This is a genomic window from Enterococcus sp. 3C7_DIV0644, from assembly GCF_002141235.1.
GTDB classification, from domain to species: Bacteria; Bacillota; Bacilli; order Lactobacillales; family Enterococcaceae; genus Enterococcus_D; species Enterococcus_D entomosocium.
Map to the genome: position 1 here is coordinate 1,281,802 of NZ_NGLK01000001.1, position 16,769 is coordinate 1,298,570.

A 16,769-nucleotide genomic window follows, 5' to 3' on the forward strand; every position below is an offset into this window, starting at 1 on the left:
CAGCAAATCAACATGCATTACCGCTGGCGGATTTCATTCGAACTGTTAGCGAAAAAAATAATGCATCAGTCAGAAACTTCCGGTCGCTTTGACGGAAGTTTTTTTGTGTGCAAAAAGGGATAGCTTCTACCAACGCTCAAGCAAGTTTCAACCTTTTACGGATTACTGGGATCGCACAACTCAAAAAAACTCCCCATCTTGAGATGAGGAGTTTCGCACATTCATTGCTTGATTTTGCCGCTAGCGATTATTATGCTTGGCGGTTGTCTAATGAAGCTCCAACAAAGGCTTTGATCAAGCGTTGTGGGCGAGTTGGACGAGAAATCAATTCTGGGTGGAATTGGCAACCCACGAAGAATTTGTTTTCTGGGATCTCAACGATCTCAACCAAACGATTGTCTGGTGACACACCTGAGAAAACCATCCCGTTTGCTTCAAAGATTTCACGGTATTTGTTGTTGAATTCATAACGATGACGGTGACGTTCTTGAACAACTTCCTCCCCATCATAAGCTGCAGCTGTTTTGGTGCCTTTTTTCACTTTACATGGATACAAGCCTAAACGCAATGTTCCACCTAAGTTTTCGATGTTTTCTTGGTCAGCCATCAAGTCAATGATGTTGTTGGCTGTTTCAGGATCTGTTTCTGCGGAATTGGCATTTTCCAAGCCAACGACATTGCGGGCATATTCCACACAAGCCATTTGCATCCCTAGACAAATCCCTAAGAATGGCACATCGTTTTCCCGAGCATATCGGATCGCTTCGATTTTTCCTTCAATCCCGCGATCACCGAATCCACCAGGAACAAGAATACCGTCTACTTCACCTAAGTAAGAATCCACGTTTTCTCGTGTGATTTCTTGGGCTTTGATCCAATCGATCTCGATGTCTGCATCAAAGGCAAAACCAGAATGTTTCAAGGCTTCGACAACTGATAGATAAGCATCTGGCAATTCCACATATTTTCCAACTAACGCGATGCGTACTTTTTTCTTCAAATTCAGCACCTTTTCTTCCAATGCTTGCCATTCAGTCATGTCAGCAACTGGTGCAGTCAGTTTCAAATGATCACACACGATTTGATCCATGCCTTGCGCTTGCAGTGCCAATGGGATCGAATACAGGGTCTCAACGTCACGAGATTCGATCACGGCTTCTGGTGCCACGTCACAGAATTGTGCCAATTTGTTTTTTGTTGATTGTCCTACAGGTTGTTCTGTCCGAACGACCAAGATATTTGGTTGAATCCCTAAGCCGCGCAGTTCCTTCACACTATGTTGTGTCGGCTTTGTTTTCATTTCGCCTGCTGCTTTCAAATAAGGAATCAGCGTCGTATGGATGTACATCACGTTGTCCGCACCTACGTCTGCCTTCATTTGACGCAAAGCTTCTAGAAACGGCAATGATTCAATATCCCCTACTGTTCCGCCGACTTCTGTGATGATCACATCTGAATCAGTCATTTTGGCTGCCCGCATGATTTTTTCTTTGATCTCGTTGGTGATGTGCGGGATCACTTGAACAGTCGCGCCTAAGTATTCTCCTTTACGCTCTTTCCGCAAAACTTCTGAATAGATTTTTCCAGTTGTTACATTTGAGTATTTGTTCAAATTGATATCGATAAAGCGTTCATAGTGACCTAAGTCTAAGTCGGTCTCTGCTCCATCATCGGTTACGAATACTTCACCATGTTGATATGGGCTCATCGTTCCTGGATCGACGTTGATGTACGGATCGAATTTTTGAATGGTTACTTTCAAGCCGCGATTTTTCAACAAACGTCCTAATGATGCTGCTACGATCCCTTTACCAATAGAAGAAACCACACCGCCGGTTACAAAAATATATTTTGTCATAAACTGAAAAACTCCTTTAATCTATTTTACAGGAAAAGCATTTAGAAAATAATAAAAGCTCCCTATCCATAAATGAATAGGGAGCGAAAATTCTAAATCACTTTCTGACTCTTGTAAAGAGTGCCCAAACAGAATGATACATTCTCACCTCACAAATGTCAAGAAAACTTTATCTGATTTTTTCAGAAAAAACGGAGGTTTCCAAACGAAGCGCTTTACGCTTCGATGCAGCTGGTTCCTCCTTTTTCACGCTGGCATTCTAAGGTTACTCTTTCTTAAACAACCTTCATGTTTTCTGCACAACTTTTTGCAATTTTTTCATTGCTTCTTACGAAATCGTTGAACTCTCTTTGGCATAATACAAAGTGTAGATGAAGTCTGGCGCTTTACTCGTTTTGGTAAAAATGATCGGAACGTATTTCTGGTTATTTTTGGCAAAGACGAGGTGCAGGTTCGATTCCTGCCTTCTACGCTAAGATAATTTTTCTTTTGCAGGATAGAGCTAACTATTCTGCTATTTTTGTCTGCCAAGTAATGTGCTCTGAATGATTATTCCCCAATAAGGAGTGCCCTCAATAAATATCAAAATTTGATTGCGCTTTTTGGTTATCTTTGAGATTATAGATATATATTTAAATTATTTTTTTATGACACCTTCCGGTAATCATTTTCCGATAGGGAAAAATCAAATTCTATTGTCTCCCAAAAGAGATTCTATAGAAGCCACAATTTTGGAGGAAGAAGACAATGACTGCTAAAAACCAAAAAGCACCTGATACTGTCAAGACACTAATCCGGCCTCGAAATCCTTTACAGATTTTTTTCGCATTCTTGCTCGTGATAGGGCTACCTACCATGCTTTATTGTTATTACTATAATTACAGTCCTTTCCCTAGTAAAAAAGTAGCTGGCGTTCCCAATAATCACCTTGTTCAGCTAAAGAACCCTATGGACCTTTCTAGTTTATTGTTGGATTTTGGCTCACAACTGAAATTTAACACAGTGTCTGAGTCCATGACGGTTTACTTTGATTATTATCAAAAAGGGGAGATAAAAGAACACAAAATAGTCGCTTCCCTGACAACAGAGCCAAGAAGTGATTATAATGGCTATTTGAACATAGGAATTACTAAGAGCGATTCTCTCCTCTTCGTTGATTTATTTTCAAATGGTTCCTCATCAAATACAATGACCGACTTATCTAAATTCCACTATACGTCCCTTGGAGAAGATAGTTTATCTCCCACTGGAGCTAGTACTAGTATTCCCAATAACGAGCTTAACATTGAGAAAAAACAAGAAATTCCGTTGCTTTATATTGCCAAGGGCGGTGACGTCAAACTATATGCTGAAATGGAAAACAATCTATCTGAAGAAAATTTAAAAAGCGTTGAAAACGTCTATTACGTTTACTTAATAGTAGAATAACGAAAAAAGACCAGTTCAGGATGCTGAGCTGGTCTTTTTTCTGTCACACTGTCGATTAATTCCGACGGTTGTTATTACCAAATAAAATAATCAAACGTAAGAGTTGCAATAAGGTTGCTACGGCAGCTGCGACATAGGTCAACGCTGCGGCAAAGAGCACTCTTCTCGCTTGTGGTACTTCCTCTTCTGTTAACAAGCCACCATCTGCCAAAATACGGATCGCCCGTTTTGAGGCATCGAACTCGACTGGCAAGGTCACTAATTGGAAAATAAACGCCAATGAGAAAGCCAACAAACCTAAGTTGATCAGAAACGAGCCTCGTAACAGTACCCCGATCAAAATCAACGGGATCGAGATGCTGGTTCCGATATTGGCGATCGGTACGATCGCATGACGCAAACGCAAAGGAAAATAGCCTTTGGCATCTTGGACTGCGTGACCACACTCATGGGCCGCAACACCGATTGCTGCTACCGAAGTTGATTGTGCGGTGGATTGTGATAAACTCAGCATTTTGTTGCCAGAATTGTAATTATCCGTCAAATCACCAGCGATCGCTTGCACACCAACATTATTGATTCCTTGGCTCTGCAAGATGTACTGCGCCGCTTTTGTGCCGGTAATATTATTTTTACTTCTGACTTTGTCATATTTGTTAAAGGTACTTTTGACATACGCTGACGCTGCTAGCGAAATCACCATACCGATAATTACGAGAATGAAAGTCGGGTCATAAAAAAAGCCGAACCCGTATCCGCCCATACCATACACGATAAAATTCCCCCTTTTAATCTTTGACCTTATTTTACCATTAAAGTGGTGAAAAAATTATGAAGATGACTGGAAGATTTTGTTTTTAACCTTTTTTTACAAATTCTGATTTTAGTTTCATTGGGCCGAAGCCATCGATCTTGCAATCAATGTTATGGTCGCCTTCGACTAATTTGATGTTTTTCACTTTCGTTCCTTGTTTGATGGCGCCAGATGCGCCTTTGACTTTCAAGTCTTTGATGACCGTTACTGTATCACCATCTACTAAAATATTGCCATTGGTATCTTTGTATACCGGTGCTTCTTCCGCCGCTTGTTGCTCTTGCCATTCGTTTCCGCATTCAGGACAAACAAACAGCCCGCGATCTTCATAAACGTATTCAGATTGGCAATTTGGACAATTAGGAATTTGAGTCATAGTGTTGCTCCTTTAAAATATAATTTTCGCTGTAAAAAAACAACTCACCATCAGCATACCGAAAAACCACTAGTGGCGCAACCAAAAATCAGTGACCGATAAGCAAAAAAATCGCTTCTGTAGAGTAATAACAGAAGCGATAATTCAAGTGTATCCGAAAAGGAACTACACAGAATTCATTTTTATTTCGAGAAATAATTTGCACAAGCATCGCCGATCCACTGGATGAGTTGTACCAAAAGGATCAACAAGAGAATCACCACAATCAAAATCGCCGTTTCATAGCGATAATAACCATACTGAATCGCTAAATCGCCAATGCCGCCTGCGCCAATCGTTCCCACCATCGCCGAGTAGCCTAAAAGACTGATCAAAGTTAACACAAATCCGCGAATCAAAGCTGGCAGACTTTCTGGTAAAATCACTTCGCGAATAACTTGCCCCGTCGATGCTCCGGAAGCGACACTAGCTTCAAGGACGCCATAGTCGATTTCGGCAAATGCGGATTCAGCGATTCGGGCGTAAAAAGGAATCGCGGCAATCGATAAAGCAATCGCTCCGCCCGCCGGGGTATAAGGATCACCGATCAGCACCGCTGATAACGGAATCAACGTAATCAATAAGATCAAAAATGGTAGCGAACGGATTGCATTGACGACAAAATCGGCCAGATGATGCAAGAAAACATTTTTATGAAAAAGGTTACTGCCGACTAAAAACAGGACTAATCCAATCAATAAGCCGAAAACTACTCCTATAATTGCTGAAGTTCCCACCATGAAGAATGTTTCCCATAGTGCTTGGGGCAGGTTTGTTTTTAAAATCTCAAGCGTATCAGCCATTTTCTTCACCTATCTTTCTTAGAGAAAAGACGTTCGCAGCTAGGTGTTCTTGGGCTTTTGCTGCTTCTTCGGCGGGTCCGGTCAAATAGATATACAAAATACCGATCACATCTTTTTTGATATACTCAATTTTTCCGTGGATAATATTGATCGACACATCATAGGCTTTGGCTACAGTCGAAATCAGCGGTTCTAACGTATACTCACCTTGATAGCGCAATTCCAGCAAGTCGCCTTCCGTGAAGGATGCTAGAATCTCCTCGGGAAGCGTCAGATCCAAGTAGCGACCTACCAGTTTTTTCGTAATAGGCTGTTTAGGCTGACTGAACAAGCCGTAGGTCGTTTGTTCTTCAACGATGCGACCCTTTTCCATCACTGCTACCCGATCAAAAAACTTGCGAGCAACATCCAATTCATGGGTGATAAAGACGATGGTGATGCCTGTCTGTTCCTTGATTCGGATCAATAATTTCAAAATTTCTTCAGTCGTTTCAACATCTAACGCACTGGTAGCTTCGTCACACAACAAAATCTCAGGTTCGTTGGCAATCGCTCGTGCAATGCCGATCCGTTGCTTTTCTCCCCCAGACAAATTATTCGGATACTCGTGAATTTTGTGAGGCAGATCCACCATTTCCAACAGTTCCTTGATCCTCGCTTCTTGCTGATCTTTCGGATAATGCCCAGCGCGCAAAGCAAAGGCTAAATTTTCCTTGATGGTTCGATTATGGATCAGATTGAAATGCTGAAAGATCATCCCGATTTTTTGTCGTACTTCACGCAAGTGTTTGCCTTTGGCTTGCGTGATGTCTTGACCATCAATCAGAATTTGACCGCTAGAGGGCACCTGCAGTAGATTCAACGTACGAACCAAGGTACTTTTCCCAGCCCCGCTCAATCCGACGATCCCGTATACTTCTCCAGCTTGAACGGAAAAATCAACGGAATCCACTGCTTTTTTGATTTGTTTTTTATGAGTGAATGTCACTGATACTTGTTTTACTTCTATTTTTGCCATAAGATATGCCCTTCTTACTCAGTCCAAAATTTCGGTTGATCAAAGTTGCTGAACGGTGATTCGGCAATCGCTTCTTTAAATGCATCACTTTCTAATACTTCCGTAACTGCCTTAGCAAAATCACTGTCTTCTTCTTCGGAGGACACCACAAAGACATTTTTATATTCTTCTTTCAACGACTCCAACGCCAAAGCATCTGCAGGATCAAGAGAAGCCGCCCAAGCGAAGTTTCCTGGTACTAAAGCTAAATCAACTGTATCTAACGAACGAGCCAATTGGGCTGCGTCTAATTCTTTAAATGTCAGATTCTTCGGATTTTCTTCGATATCATTCACCGTTGCCTTCGTTTCGTCGATATTGTCTGCGATGGTGATCAACTCATTGGCAGCTAACAGTTGCAAGGTCCGAGCTAAATTTGAGGCATCATTGGCAATCGAAACAGTCGCCCCGTCTGCTAACTCATCCAAGCTGGACAGTTGATTCGAATAGATGCCCATTCCCAGTGTGGGCACTTTTTGTAATGCCGTAAGGGATAACTGGTTATCTGCCGAAAATTTTTCTAGATAGGCCGTATGTTGAAACAAATTGGCATCGATTTGGCCATTCGCCAAGGCATTGTTCGGCTGAATATAATCATTAAACACTTTGGTCGTAAGTTGATACCCTTTTTCTTCCAGTAATGGAGAGATCACCTCTGTCACCATATCCCCATATGGTCCTGGTGCCACTCCAACGACTTTTTCTTCCACTGCATCTACACTGTTTTCACCAGACTGTGTATCCTCTGTGCTGCTAGTATTGCCACAAGCTGCCAATGTAATTAAGACAGCAGCAGCAACTAACCCAACGATTCCCTTTTTCAACTGTTTCATTTTTTAGTTCCCCCTTTTTATAATAAAAAAACGTCCTTTCTCCATCATAGAGAAAGGACGAAACAACCATGTTCGTGGTACCACCTTTAATTCATTGGCACAAGCTGCCAACCTTATCAGTTTATCAACTGCTTTGCTGTAACGGGCAATCCCGCTGCACGCTTGCTTTTGCTCACGTCCAAACGCTCCAAGGCCATCTTCAGTCAAACGGCTGTGCTCTTTCTCACCAATCCGAGCTCTCTGATCCAATCGAAACTGACTTACTCTTCTTATCATCGCGTGTTTTTTAATTTGTGTTTAACTATACGATAGCCTCAAATGAATGTCAATTCTTTTTTTCACGAAAAAACCATCTTTTTACAATGATTTTCACAGCGTTTACACAGTCAAATTCTCATCTAAAATCAAGCCTTCAGATACCATAACCGCATCACCGATCAATTCTAATGCGCCCTGATCAACATCAACTTCTACCGTTAACTCGCCACCTAACACGTGCAGCAAGACATTCGCTGCCGCTTGCTGGTGACGTTTGGTCACGACATACGCAGTGGCACCAGAACCTGTGCCGCACGCATAGGTAAAACCTTCCACCCCTCGTTCATACGTGCGAACGATCAGATCACCCTTGTCATCTTCTTCATAGAAATTGACATTCGCCCCTTTGGGGAAAACCTCCCAATAGCGTATCTCTTTGGCAAGTTCAGCCAGCTGTTCCAACTCAGTTTCTGCCAGACCAGGATAGTGAACCACCGCATGAGGGATTCCTGGATCACCCAATTCCACATAGTCCACGAAAGAAACCATTGGATTCGGGTACGCTTGATCAAATGTAGTCACGGTCGGTGGATTCAAGGTTACTTTGTAGTGTTTTGCCGACAAGCGCCATGCGGGGACATCGCCAGCAACTGTTTCGATGGTCATCTGCTCGCCAGCAATTCCCTTCTCAAAGGCATAACGGGCAATACAGCGAGCGCCGTTGCCGCACATTTCTGCTTCGGTCCCATCAGCATTGTAAAACCGCATCCGAAAATCAGCGGTTCCTGTGGGAAAATCCACTGCCATGACTGCATCCGCGCCGACAGAAAATTTCCGATGGCAAACTTGAGCAGCAAATTGCGACAGTTGTTCATGGGAGAATTTCAATGTGCGGTTATCGATTACGATAAAATCATTCCCCGCACCTTGCATTTTTGTATAAGGAATCGTCATGTTGTCACCTGCTTTTCAAAATTTTACTTGCTGGAAGCTTCTTCTTTTAGAAACGAAGGAACCACTTCATTTTGCAGCATTTGCTCGTAGGACTGGCGTTTAACGGCTAATTCCGCTTGGCCATTTTCCACAAAGACGACTGCGGGTATCTGTAAATTATTGTAGCTGCTGGCCATCGAATAGCCGTAAGCTCCTGTTGCGAACGTAGCAAACAGATCCCCAGTTTCAACGGGCGGTAATGCAAGATCTTTTACTAAGATGTCTGTGCTCTCACAAGCTTTACCAGAAATGGTGATCTTCTGTGTCGCTGCTTCGGAAGCGCGGTTGGCTAAGATCCCAGTATAAGTTGCTTGATAAAGACCAGGACGAATATTGTCTGTCATGCCACCGTCAATGCTGGCGTATGTTCTGATTCCCGGCAATGTCTTGATACTGCCGATGGTGTGCAAACTAATGCCTGCTTCTGCGACGATACTGCGACCGGGTTCAATAACGATGGTCGGACGTTCGCTCTGGTGCTGCGCATAAAAGGCGTCGATTTTTTCCATCACAGGATCTAAAAAGTAGCTGTAGGGTTGGCGAATATCTGCATCTGTGTATCGAACGCCAAAGCCGCCGCCAACATTTAGTTCTTTGATCCAATAATCAAAACGTTCATGAATGGTTTGGACAAGGGCCAAAGCCGCATCAACTGCCGCTAGATGTGAGCGATTGTCCGACAATTGACTGCCGACATGAAAATGCAGGCCATAGAAATCCAATTCAGGTGCTTGAATCACTTCTTCCACTAACGGAAATAAGATTTCTTCATCTAAAGGAATCCCGAATTTTGAATCTTTTTGTCCGGTCGAGATAAATTGATGGGTGCTGACCGAAACCTCGGGTGTGATGCGCAACAAGATTTTAGCAACGACTTGCTTTTCTTGACATAACGCGCGGATCAAGCCGACTTCTTGAATGCCATCAACGATGATCCGTCCCACGCCATAATCAAGGGCGGCTGCTAATTCTTCAATGGATTTGTTATTGCCGTTAAACTCGATGTGTTCTGCTGGAAAATCAGCTTGGATCGCTGTATACAGCTCCCCACCGCTAACCACGTCTAATGAAAGTCCTTCTGACTTGATCACTTGCAGCATCGCTGTAGTACAGAAAGCTTTGGCGGCATATGCTGCTCGTGTCTTGCTGTAGCGCGTCAAAAACTGCGCCTGAATCTTTTGGCATTCTTCGCGAATCTCCGAAACGGAATACACGTAAAGGGGGGTTCCAAAGGTTTTTGCCAGCTCAACGGTATCGCAACCGTCAATGTATAAGTGATTGTTCTTGATTTCTTTTGCCATCGCTTTACTCCTTGTCTGTCGGCTCGTTCAACGCCTCGATCAAACGAACGTAGCATTCGATGCCTTGCAATAGATTTTTTTCGTCAAAATTCATTTTGCTGCTGTGTAAAGGGTGGACATAGCCTTTTTCTTCATTTCGGGTACCCACAAAGAAAAAGACGCCTGGGATCTCCTTTTGGTACATCGAAAAATCCTCTGCCAACATATATGGCGGTGTTTCTCGGTAGCTCTCCCCGACCACTTTTTCTAACACTTCCACCATCTCAGGATCATTGTCCACGACACGATAAAGATGTTCGAATTCAACATCCGCCGTGCAATCATATCCTTTGGCGATTTCTTGTGCGACAGTGGTGATTCTGCGCGTCATCGTTTCATAGACTTCATCTTCAAACGCCCGCATCGTTCCTTTTAAAACGACCTTGCCGGGAATGATATTTTCCGCATCTCCCCCATGGATCTTCCCAAAAGTGATGACCCCAGCAGAAAGCGGGCTGATATTGCGTGAAATGATCGAATGCAATCCTTGAATGATCGCAGCCGCAGCTAAAATGGCATCATGTCCTTGATGAGGCTGGGCACCATGGGCACTCGTGCCGTTGATCGTTAGATTGATCTCGCCGTTACGGGCCATCATCGGACCTTTCCGACTCGCAATGACTCCTTCGGGAAAATCTGGGAAGACGTGCAGCCCCACGATTTTTTCCACGCCAAAATCTCGTAAGATGCCTTCATCGATCATCAATTGAGCACCACCGGGGCTTTCCTCGGCTGGTTGGAAAATCAAAACGATCGTTCCACGAATCACTTCAGGATGCGTCGCTAAGTATTTGGCAAACCCTAGCATCGTTGCCATATGGCCATCATGACCGCAGGCGTGCATTTTTCCTTCATGTTTGGAAACAAAGGAAACACCGGTCTCTTCTTTGATCGGCAGTGCATCGATATCCGTTCGAAAGGCCAGCGTCTTTCCTGGGCGATTGCTGCGAAAGACAGCAATCAAGCCGGTTTCAATCACTGGATAGATTTCTTTGATCCCAAAGGATTGCAACTGACGCAGCAAGTATTCCTTTGTTTTGAACTCAGTTAACCCTAATTCAGGGATTGTATGTAATTCACGACGAAAACGAACCACGTCTTCGGTTAATTCTTTGACTGCTTGCGATACTTGCATGTTAAAACACCTTTCTATACATTCCTTTTAAAAATATCCATAAAAACCAGCGAATATTCAGTTTTTCATTGATATTGTTTAATATTATAGTATATAATTCGAATAATCTATAGTATAAATTGTCGAAATGTTTCGATTTTTATTGAAAAATTTACCCCTCGTTTTGGTACACTTATACGTAGAGTTACGAAAAATAAATTGGTTGAAAGGATGTGTCGTAGTTTGACAATATTCAAAGGTTCTGGCGTTGCGTTGATCACCCCTATGCTTCAAGATGGTTCGGTGGATTTCGATAAGCTGAAGGAGTTAGCGGAGTGGCATGTGCAGCAAGGAACGAATGCAATCATTGCATGCGGTACGACCGGTGAAGCATCCACGTTAGACGATGAAGAACATATCGCGGTGATCGAAGCGGTGGTAAAACAAGTTGCTGGTCGAATCCCCGTCATCGGCGGAACAGGCTCCAACAACACCCAACATGGGATCCATCTTTCAAAAGAAGCACAGCGCGTTGGTGCTGACGCATTATTGGTTGTAACACCCTACTACAACAAAGCGACCAAGAAAAGTTTAGTCGCTCACTATGAAGCAATCTGTCAAAGCGTTGAGCTGCCAGTGATCTTATACTCCGTCAGCTCAAGAACCGGCTTAAATTTAACACCTGAAGCCGTGGCAGAACTGAAAAAAATCCCTAATATCAAAGGCATCAAAGAAGCCAGCGGTGACATTTCGCAAATCGCAGAAATCGCTCGTCTTGCGGATGATGACTTTGCGATCTATTCAGGAAATGACGATCAAGTAACCCCAATTTTAGCTTTAGGTGGCTCTGGCGTGATTTCAACGATCGGCAATATCGCTCCGAAACAAACGGCACAACTCGTTGCTGATTTCTTAAATGGTGATGTAAAAGCAGCTATCAAAGAGCAGTTGCGACAAAAACCGTTGATCGATGCGATTTTCAGTGAAGTAAATCCTGTGCCGATCAAAGCAGCGGTCTCCTTGCTAGGCAAATGTGAATTGCATTATCGTTTGCCTTTGGGTGTCCCAGAAGATGCGACTCTCGTTCATTTAGAAGAAGAAATGACCAATTACGGATTGCTGTAAGGAGGAGTTTTTGGTGAAACAAATTTTATTAAGCGGTGCAAACGGTCGCATGGGCAAAGTGTTGCAAATCCTGATCGCAAAGCACCCTCAGTTAGAAGTGGCCGCCGGCTTGGATCGTACCGAGCAGTTAGATGGTCCGTTTCCGATCTATGATCGTCCAGAAAAAATCACGCAGCCGATCGATTTGGTGATTGATTTTTCTCATTATAGCAATGTCCCTGCCTTGTTGAACTATTGTGTCGAACAGCAGCTGCCAATCGTGGTTGCTACAACTGGTTTGACGGAAGACACGCAGATGATGCTGCCGTTGGCTGCTAAAGTGATTCCGGTTTTCTATTCTGCCAATATGTCGTTGGGGATCAATGTACTGATCAAAGCACTACAAAGTATCACCCCCGCATTAGAAGCTGACTTTGACATTGAGATCATCGAAAAGCATCATAATCAAAAACTTGATGCACCAAGCGGTACAGCTTTGCTGTTGGCAGATAGTATCAATGACAGCTGCGAAACAAAAAAAGAGTATCTCTACGGGCGTGAAGGCAGTGATCTAGTAAATGACCGCAAGCAGATGGGCATCCATGCCGTTCGCGGCGGAACGATCCCTGGGGAACACATTGTCATCTATGCTGGGCAGGATGAAATCATTGAATTAAAACACACTGCGCTCTCCCGCGAAATCTTCGCCAATGGTGCGCTAAAAGCAGCGGAATTTTTAGCCGATCAACCAGCCGGTTTTTATTCCATGCAAAATCTAATCGACAAGTAAAGGTGGTCTCTCATGACAGAATTACAATTTTCCGATCCTTATCAATTAGCAAAATATATCAAAGAAGCAAATAAACAAACACCTGTAAAAGTCTATATCAATGGAGATCTTGGCGACGTCCAAGCAGACGGCATCCAATTGTTTGGTAACGGCACCTTCTATTTCGTGGTTGGTGACAGTCAAAAAGTAGCTGAGTTTTTAACCGCGCACCAAGACAAAATCACCGATCACTATCTGGAAAATGATCGCCGCAACTCAGCGATTCCTTTGTTGGACTTGACGAAAGTCGATGCCCGTATCGAACCAGGTGCCTTTATCCGGGACCAAGCCATCATTGAAAAAAATGCCGTTATCATGATGGGGGCAGTGATCAACATTGGTGCTGTGGTTGGTGAAGAAACCATGATCGATATGGGGGCGATTTTAGGTGCCCGGGCAACCGTTGGGAAAAAAGCCCATATTGGCGCTGGTGCTGTCTTGGCTGGCGTTCTTGAGCCACCTTCAGCAAACCCAGTCATCATTGAAGACAATGTTTTGATCGGCGCAAATGCCGTCGTCCTTGAAGGCGTCCGTGTCGGCGAAGGTGCAGTCGTTGCTGCCGGTTCTGTGGTGACTGAAGATGTCCCTGCTGGAGCAGTCGTTGCTGGCTCACCAGCTAAAGTCATCAAAATGAAAGACGAGAAAACGAAAAGCAAAACCGAATTTTTAGACGATCTACGGGGGTAAACTTCTTATTTTCTCGTAAATACGCAACAAAAAAACGCAGTGCCGGTTCAGTGATGAGCCTGCGCTGCGTTTTGTCTAAAAAAGGGCGTGCCGAAAGCTTTTGGCACGCCCTTTTTCTATTGGCAAATGTGCTTGTAAAAGTGTTTATTCTGCTTGAAATTCTTTGATCGCTGCTTGGATCTCTTGATAGATCACTGCAACTTCTTCAAGGTCTTTTGCATTTGCTCCACTGGCAAGCGGATGTCCACCACCATGATGGCGTTTGGCGATCTCATTGATCACTGGACCTTTCGAACGCATCCGCACCCGGTAATAGCCTTCTGGTTGTTCGACAAAGATCGCCCAAGCCATCACTTCGTCGATTTTCCCTGGTAAGGAAACGACTGCTGAGGTTTCCGAATCTACTACGCCAAAACGCTGCTGCAATTCTTGTGATAGGATCACTTTGCCAGCACCAATCTCATCAATCTCGATGTTTTCGTAGACATACCCTGAAAGGCGAGCAACACTGCGAGAGACTTGATCCAATTGACGATTGATCTTCGGAGCATCAAAGCCGTAATCCAATAGTTCAGCCGCTAAGCGCAGGGTTGTCGCTGTCGTTGCCGGATATAAAAACCGTCCAGTATCACCAACAATGCCCGCATATAACAGACGAGCCGCTTCTTGCGTCATCGTCAGCTCGTTTTGAAACATTTGCCAAAACGAAACGATCATCTCACTACAGCTGCTGGCTTTCGTATTGACCCAAACCAGCTCTCCGTAAGGTTCATCATTAGGGTGATGATCGATTTTGATCAATTTCGCCCCTTGATCATAGCGTTGGTCACTGATCCGTGGTGCATTGGCCGTATCTGTAACGATCACCAGCGCCCCTTTATACAAATCATCAGGGATCGTCTGCATCAGCGCCAAGTAATCCAATCCTTCAACGGGTCCGCCAACTTGATAGATTTCTTTTTTGGGAAAACTAGCTCGTAAAATTTCTGCCAACCCCACTTGTGATCCTAATGCATCTGGATCAGGGCGCTGGTGCCGATGGATAATGATCCGATCGAATGCTTTGATTGTTGCAAGTATTTCTTCTTGTACCTTCATGAATGGTCTCAACTTTCTCTCTAAAATTTTTCCATAAGTGCCGTTTTCGATGATTTATGGGCGTTCCATTACTTGGCATACCACGATCGCTTTTGCCACTAAGGAATTTTCGATCGATACTTCGATATCGATTTTCGCCGAACGTCGCCCCAGTTCTAGAATCTTCGGTTGAATGATGATCTCGCTTTCTAATTGGATCAAACGGAAGTAATGCAGATTGACTTGCTCGATCCAGCTATTGCGTCGTTGATTCAACTGCATCGTACGTTTCGCCGTATTAGCGATTACTTCACTCAAGACACCAAAAGAGATCGTTCCGACTTCATTAACCATTTGGGGCGTCACCGCAAAGCTGAAATACGGCTGCGGCAATTTGTTCCCTTCAAAATCTTGTTCGATAACTTGCATCTGTCCCGAGATTTGGTCAGAAATCGTATCTGAAATTTGCGTTTGTCGTTGGACCATCTGCATCGCTTTCATAATGTCTTGGCGTGTGACAATCCCAATCAAAGAAAGGTCATCAGCTACGACGGGCATCACTTCTAAGCCATCCCAAATCATCTGATGGCTGGCAGAGGCCACACTCATCTCTTTTTTTACGACCCGTGGTTCCCGGGTCATGATTCGTTCGATGATCTGCGTATCAGGCTTTTCTAAGACATCTTTGGCTGTGATGATCCCAACGACCCGCATATTCTTGTTGACGACTGGATAGCGGGAGTGATTGGTAGACTCCGAGAGCAGTTTGTAATCCTTGACCGTATCAAAGGTGTGCAGATACTTGGTTTTTTCCAATGGCATATAAATGTCACTCACCAGCATAATGTCCTTTTTGATCAGCTGGTCGCTTAAGGCACGGTTGATCATCGTTGCCACGGTAAAGGTGTCATAGGTCGTTTGTAAAATCGGCAACTCCAATTCGTCTGCTAAACGACAGATTTCCTCTGTTGTTTCAAAGCCTCCCGTGATCAAGACGGCTGCGCCATCCTCCAGTGCCAACTTGTGGACTTCGTTGCGGTTTCCGACGATCACTAAGGAGCCAGGCGTGATGTAGCGTTCCATTGCTGATTCTTTCATGGCGCCGATAACAAATTTGTTCAAGTCTTTGTCCAAACCGGCAGCGCCGCCCAAAACATCACCTTCAATGATTTGGACGACTTCGCCGAAAGTTAGTTTTTCAATGTGTTTTTTTAGTTTTCGTTCGATACGGATGGTTCCGACACGTTGGATCGTTGAAACCAAGCCGATATTTTCCGCATCTTTGATCGCCCGATAGGCTGTTCCTTCACTGACATTCAAGTCTTTTGCGATTCCTCGCACCGAGATGCGATCGCCTACAGGCAGATTCTCGATATGCGCTAAAATCAAGTCGTGTTTTGTCGCCATAATTATCCCCTATTCCTACTACGAATCTTCCTGTTGCTTAAACTTCTAATGTCTCACCGACTGCAAGGATCTGGCCCACACCTGCCGGCAATAAATTCACGAAGGTTTGCGGATCTTGCTTGATCATTGGAAACGTATTGTAATGGATCGGTACTACTTTGCTCGCGTTTAAAAGCGCCGCTGCTGTTGCGGCATCTTGAACGCCCATCGTAAAATTATCCCCGATCGGTAAAAATGCCACATCGATGTCGAAACGTTCACCGATCATCGCCATATCGCTAAAGAGTGCAGTATCTCCAGCGTGGTAGATGGTTTTGCCTTCTGCTTCTAAAATGATTCCAACAGGATTGCCCATATAGATCATCGTTCCGTCTTCTTCAAGGCCAGAGCTGTGTTTTGCTTCCACCATTGAGATTTTGCCAAACGGAAACTCAAAAGAACCTCCCATATTCATGCCATGCGTCTCAGCAACGCCTTTGTGGGCTGCATAGCGGCAAATTTCAACGACACTGATCACTGGCGCTTCATTTCTTTTGGCGATCGGCACCATATCCCCAATATGATCACTATGACCATGCGTGATCAAAAGCCAATCGGTTTCCACTGTCTCTGCATCTAAATCAGTCAGAGCATTTCCAGTAATAAAAGGGTCAAACAACAATTTTTGGCCATCCGCTAATTGGATAGCAAGCACTGAGTGTCCGTGATACGTGAGTTTCATACAACATTCCCCTTTCCATCTAAGTAATACA

Annotated in this window: 16 protein-coding genes and 1 other annotated feature; of the genes, 4 read left to right on the plus strand and 12 right to left on the minus strand. The window is 44.0% G+C overall.

Annotated features, from left to right (window positions below; all coding sequences use genetic code 11):
• Positions 1-250 precede the first annotated feature (250 nt).
• Positions 251-1,858: a CTP synthase gene (locus A5877_RS05975; RefSeq protein WP_008380521.1), complete on the minus strand. Its 1,608-nt coding sequence runs from the start codon at positions 1,856-1,858 to the stop codon at positions 251-253.
• Between the two features lie 747 nt (positions 1,859-2,605).
• On the opposite strand from A5877_RS05975, the gene A5877_RS05985 reads away from it, so the two are divergent.
• A complete protein-coding gene (locus tag A5877_RS05985; protein ID WP_086316557.1) occupies positions 2,606-3,286 on the plus strand; it encodes a hypothetical protein in 681 nt (226 codons plus the stop codon).
• A 55-nt stretch (positions 3,287-3,341) separates the two neighbouring features.
• Here A5877_RS05985 and A5877_RS05990 read toward each other — a convergent pair whose 3' ends face one another.
• The 8 genes from A5877_RS05990 to A5877_RS06030 all read right to left on the minus strand — a co-directional run bounded on the left by A5877_RS05990 (position 3,342) and on the right by A5877_RS06030 (position 10,934).
• Positions 3,342-4,058 carry a zinc metallopeptidase gene (locus tag A5877_RS05990; RefSeq protein WP_005233966.1) on the minus strand — a complete coding sequence of 239 codons (717 nt, stop codon included), beginning with the start codon at positions 4,056-4,058 and terminating at the stop codon, positions 3,342-3,344.
• A gap of 85 nt (positions 4,059-4,143) precedes the next feature.
• Entirely contained in the window at positions 4,144-4,476 is a 333-nt protein-coding gene (locus A5877_RS05995) for a zinc ribbon domain-containing protein YjdM (RefSeq protein ID WP_086316558.1), read from the minus strand.
• A gap of 182 nt (positions 4,477-4,658) precedes the next feature.
• Positions 4,659-5,318, minus strand: coding sequence for a methionine ABC transporter permease (locus tag A5877_RS06000; protein WP_005233963.1), 660 nt, complete (start codon positions 5,316-5,318; stop codon positions 4,659-4,661).
• Positions 5,311-6,336, minus strand: a complete 1,026-nt coding sequence (locus A5877_RS06005; protein WP_086316559.1) for a methionine ABC transporter ATP-binding protein — start codon at positions 6,334-6,336, stop codon at positions 5,311-5,313. The genes A5877_RS06000 and A5877_RS06005 overlap by 8 nt, the downstream gene beginning before the upstream one ends.
• 14 nt (positions 6,337-6,350) lie before the next feature.
• Positions 6,351-7,208: a MetQ/NlpA family ABC transporter substrate-binding protein gene (locus A5877_RS06010; RefSeq protein WP_086316560.1), complete on the minus strand. Its 858-nt coding sequence runs from the start codon at positions 7,206-7,208 to the stop codon at positions 6,351-6,353.
• Between the two features lie 50 nt (positions 7,209-7,258).
• Positions 7,259-7,493 (minus strand) — a binding site (T-box leader).
• A gap of 93 nt (positions 7,494-7,586) precedes the next feature.
• Positions 7,587-8,420 (minus strand): diaminopimelate epimerase, encoded by an 834-nt coding sequence (gene dapF, locus A5877_RS06020; RefSeq protein ID WP_005228261.1) that lies wholly within the window; start codon positions 8,418-8,420, stop codon positions 7,587-7,589.
• A 23-nt stretch (positions 8,421-8,443) separates the two neighbouring features.
• Positions 8,444-9,760, minus strand: coding sequence for a diaminopimelate decarboxylase (lysA, locus tag A5877_RS06025; protein ID WP_005233959.1), 1,317 nt, complete (start codon positions 9,758-9,760; stop codon positions 8,444-8,446).
• A 4-nt stretch (positions 9,761-9,764) separates the two neighbouring features.
• On the minus strand, positions 9,765-10,934 hold the full coding sequence (locus A5877_RS06030; RefSeq protein ID WP_016621702.1) for a M20 family metallopeptidase: 1,170 nt from the start codon (positions 10,932-10,934) through the stop codon (positions 9,765-9,767).
• A gap of 222 nt (positions 10,935-11,156) precedes the next feature.
• Here A5877_RS06030 and dapA point away from each other — a divergent pair, with 222 nt between their 5' ends.
• The 3 genes from dapA to dapD are packed head-to-tail and all read left to right on the plus strand — an operon-like array spanning position 11,157 to position 13,533.
• Positions 11,157-12,038, plus strand: a complete 882-nt coding sequence (gene dapA / locus A5877_RS06035; RefSeq protein WP_008380503.1) for a 4-hydroxy-tetrahydrodipicolinate synthase — start codon at positions 11,157-11,159, stop codon at positions 12,036-12,038.
• Positions 12,039-12,051: 13 nt separating this feature from the next.
• Positions 12,052-12,807, plus strand: a complete 756-nt coding sequence (gene dapB / locus A5877_RS06040) for a 4-hydroxy-tetrahydrodipicolinate reductase (RefSeq protein ID WP_086316561.1) — start codon at positions 12,052-12,054, stop codon at positions 12,805-12,807.
• Between the two features lie 12 nt (positions 12,808-12,819).
• On the plus strand, positions 12,820-13,533 hold the full coding sequence (dapD, locus tag A5877_RS06045; RefSeq protein WP_086316562.1) for a 2,3,4,5-tetrahydropyridine-2,6-dicarboxylate N-acetyltransferase: 714 nt from the start codon (positions 12,820-12,822) through the stop codon (positions 13,531-13,533).
• Between the two features lie 144 nt (positions 13,534-13,677).
• Here dapD and A5877_RS06050 read toward each other — a convergent pair whose 3' ends face one another.
• The 3 genes from A5877_RS06050 to A5877_RS06060 are packed head-to-tail and all read right to left on the minus strand — an operon-like array spanning position 13,678 to position 16,738.
• Positions 13,678-14,631 carry a bifunctional oligoribonuclease/PAP phosphatase NrnA gene (locus tag A5877_RS06050; protein WP_008380500.1) on the minus strand — a complete coding sequence of 318 codons (954 nt, stop codon included), beginning with the start codon at positions 14,629-14,631 and terminating at the stop codon, positions 13,678-13,680.
• Positions 14,632-14,685: 54 nt separating this feature from the next.
• On the minus strand, positions 14,686-16,017 hold the full coding sequence (locus tag A5877_RS06055; protein WP_005233948.1) for a DRTGG domain-containing protein: 1,332 nt from the start codon (positions 16,015-16,017) through the stop codon (positions 14,686-14,688).
• A 37-nt stretch (positions 16,018-16,054) separates the two neighbouring features.
• Positions 16,055-16,738, minus strand: a complete 684-nt coding sequence (locus A5877_RS06060) for a metal-dependent hydrolase (RefSeq protein ID WP_086316563.1) — start codon at positions 16,736-16,738, stop codon at positions 16,055-16,057.
• Between the last annotated feature and the right edge of the window lie 31 nt (positions 16,739-16,769).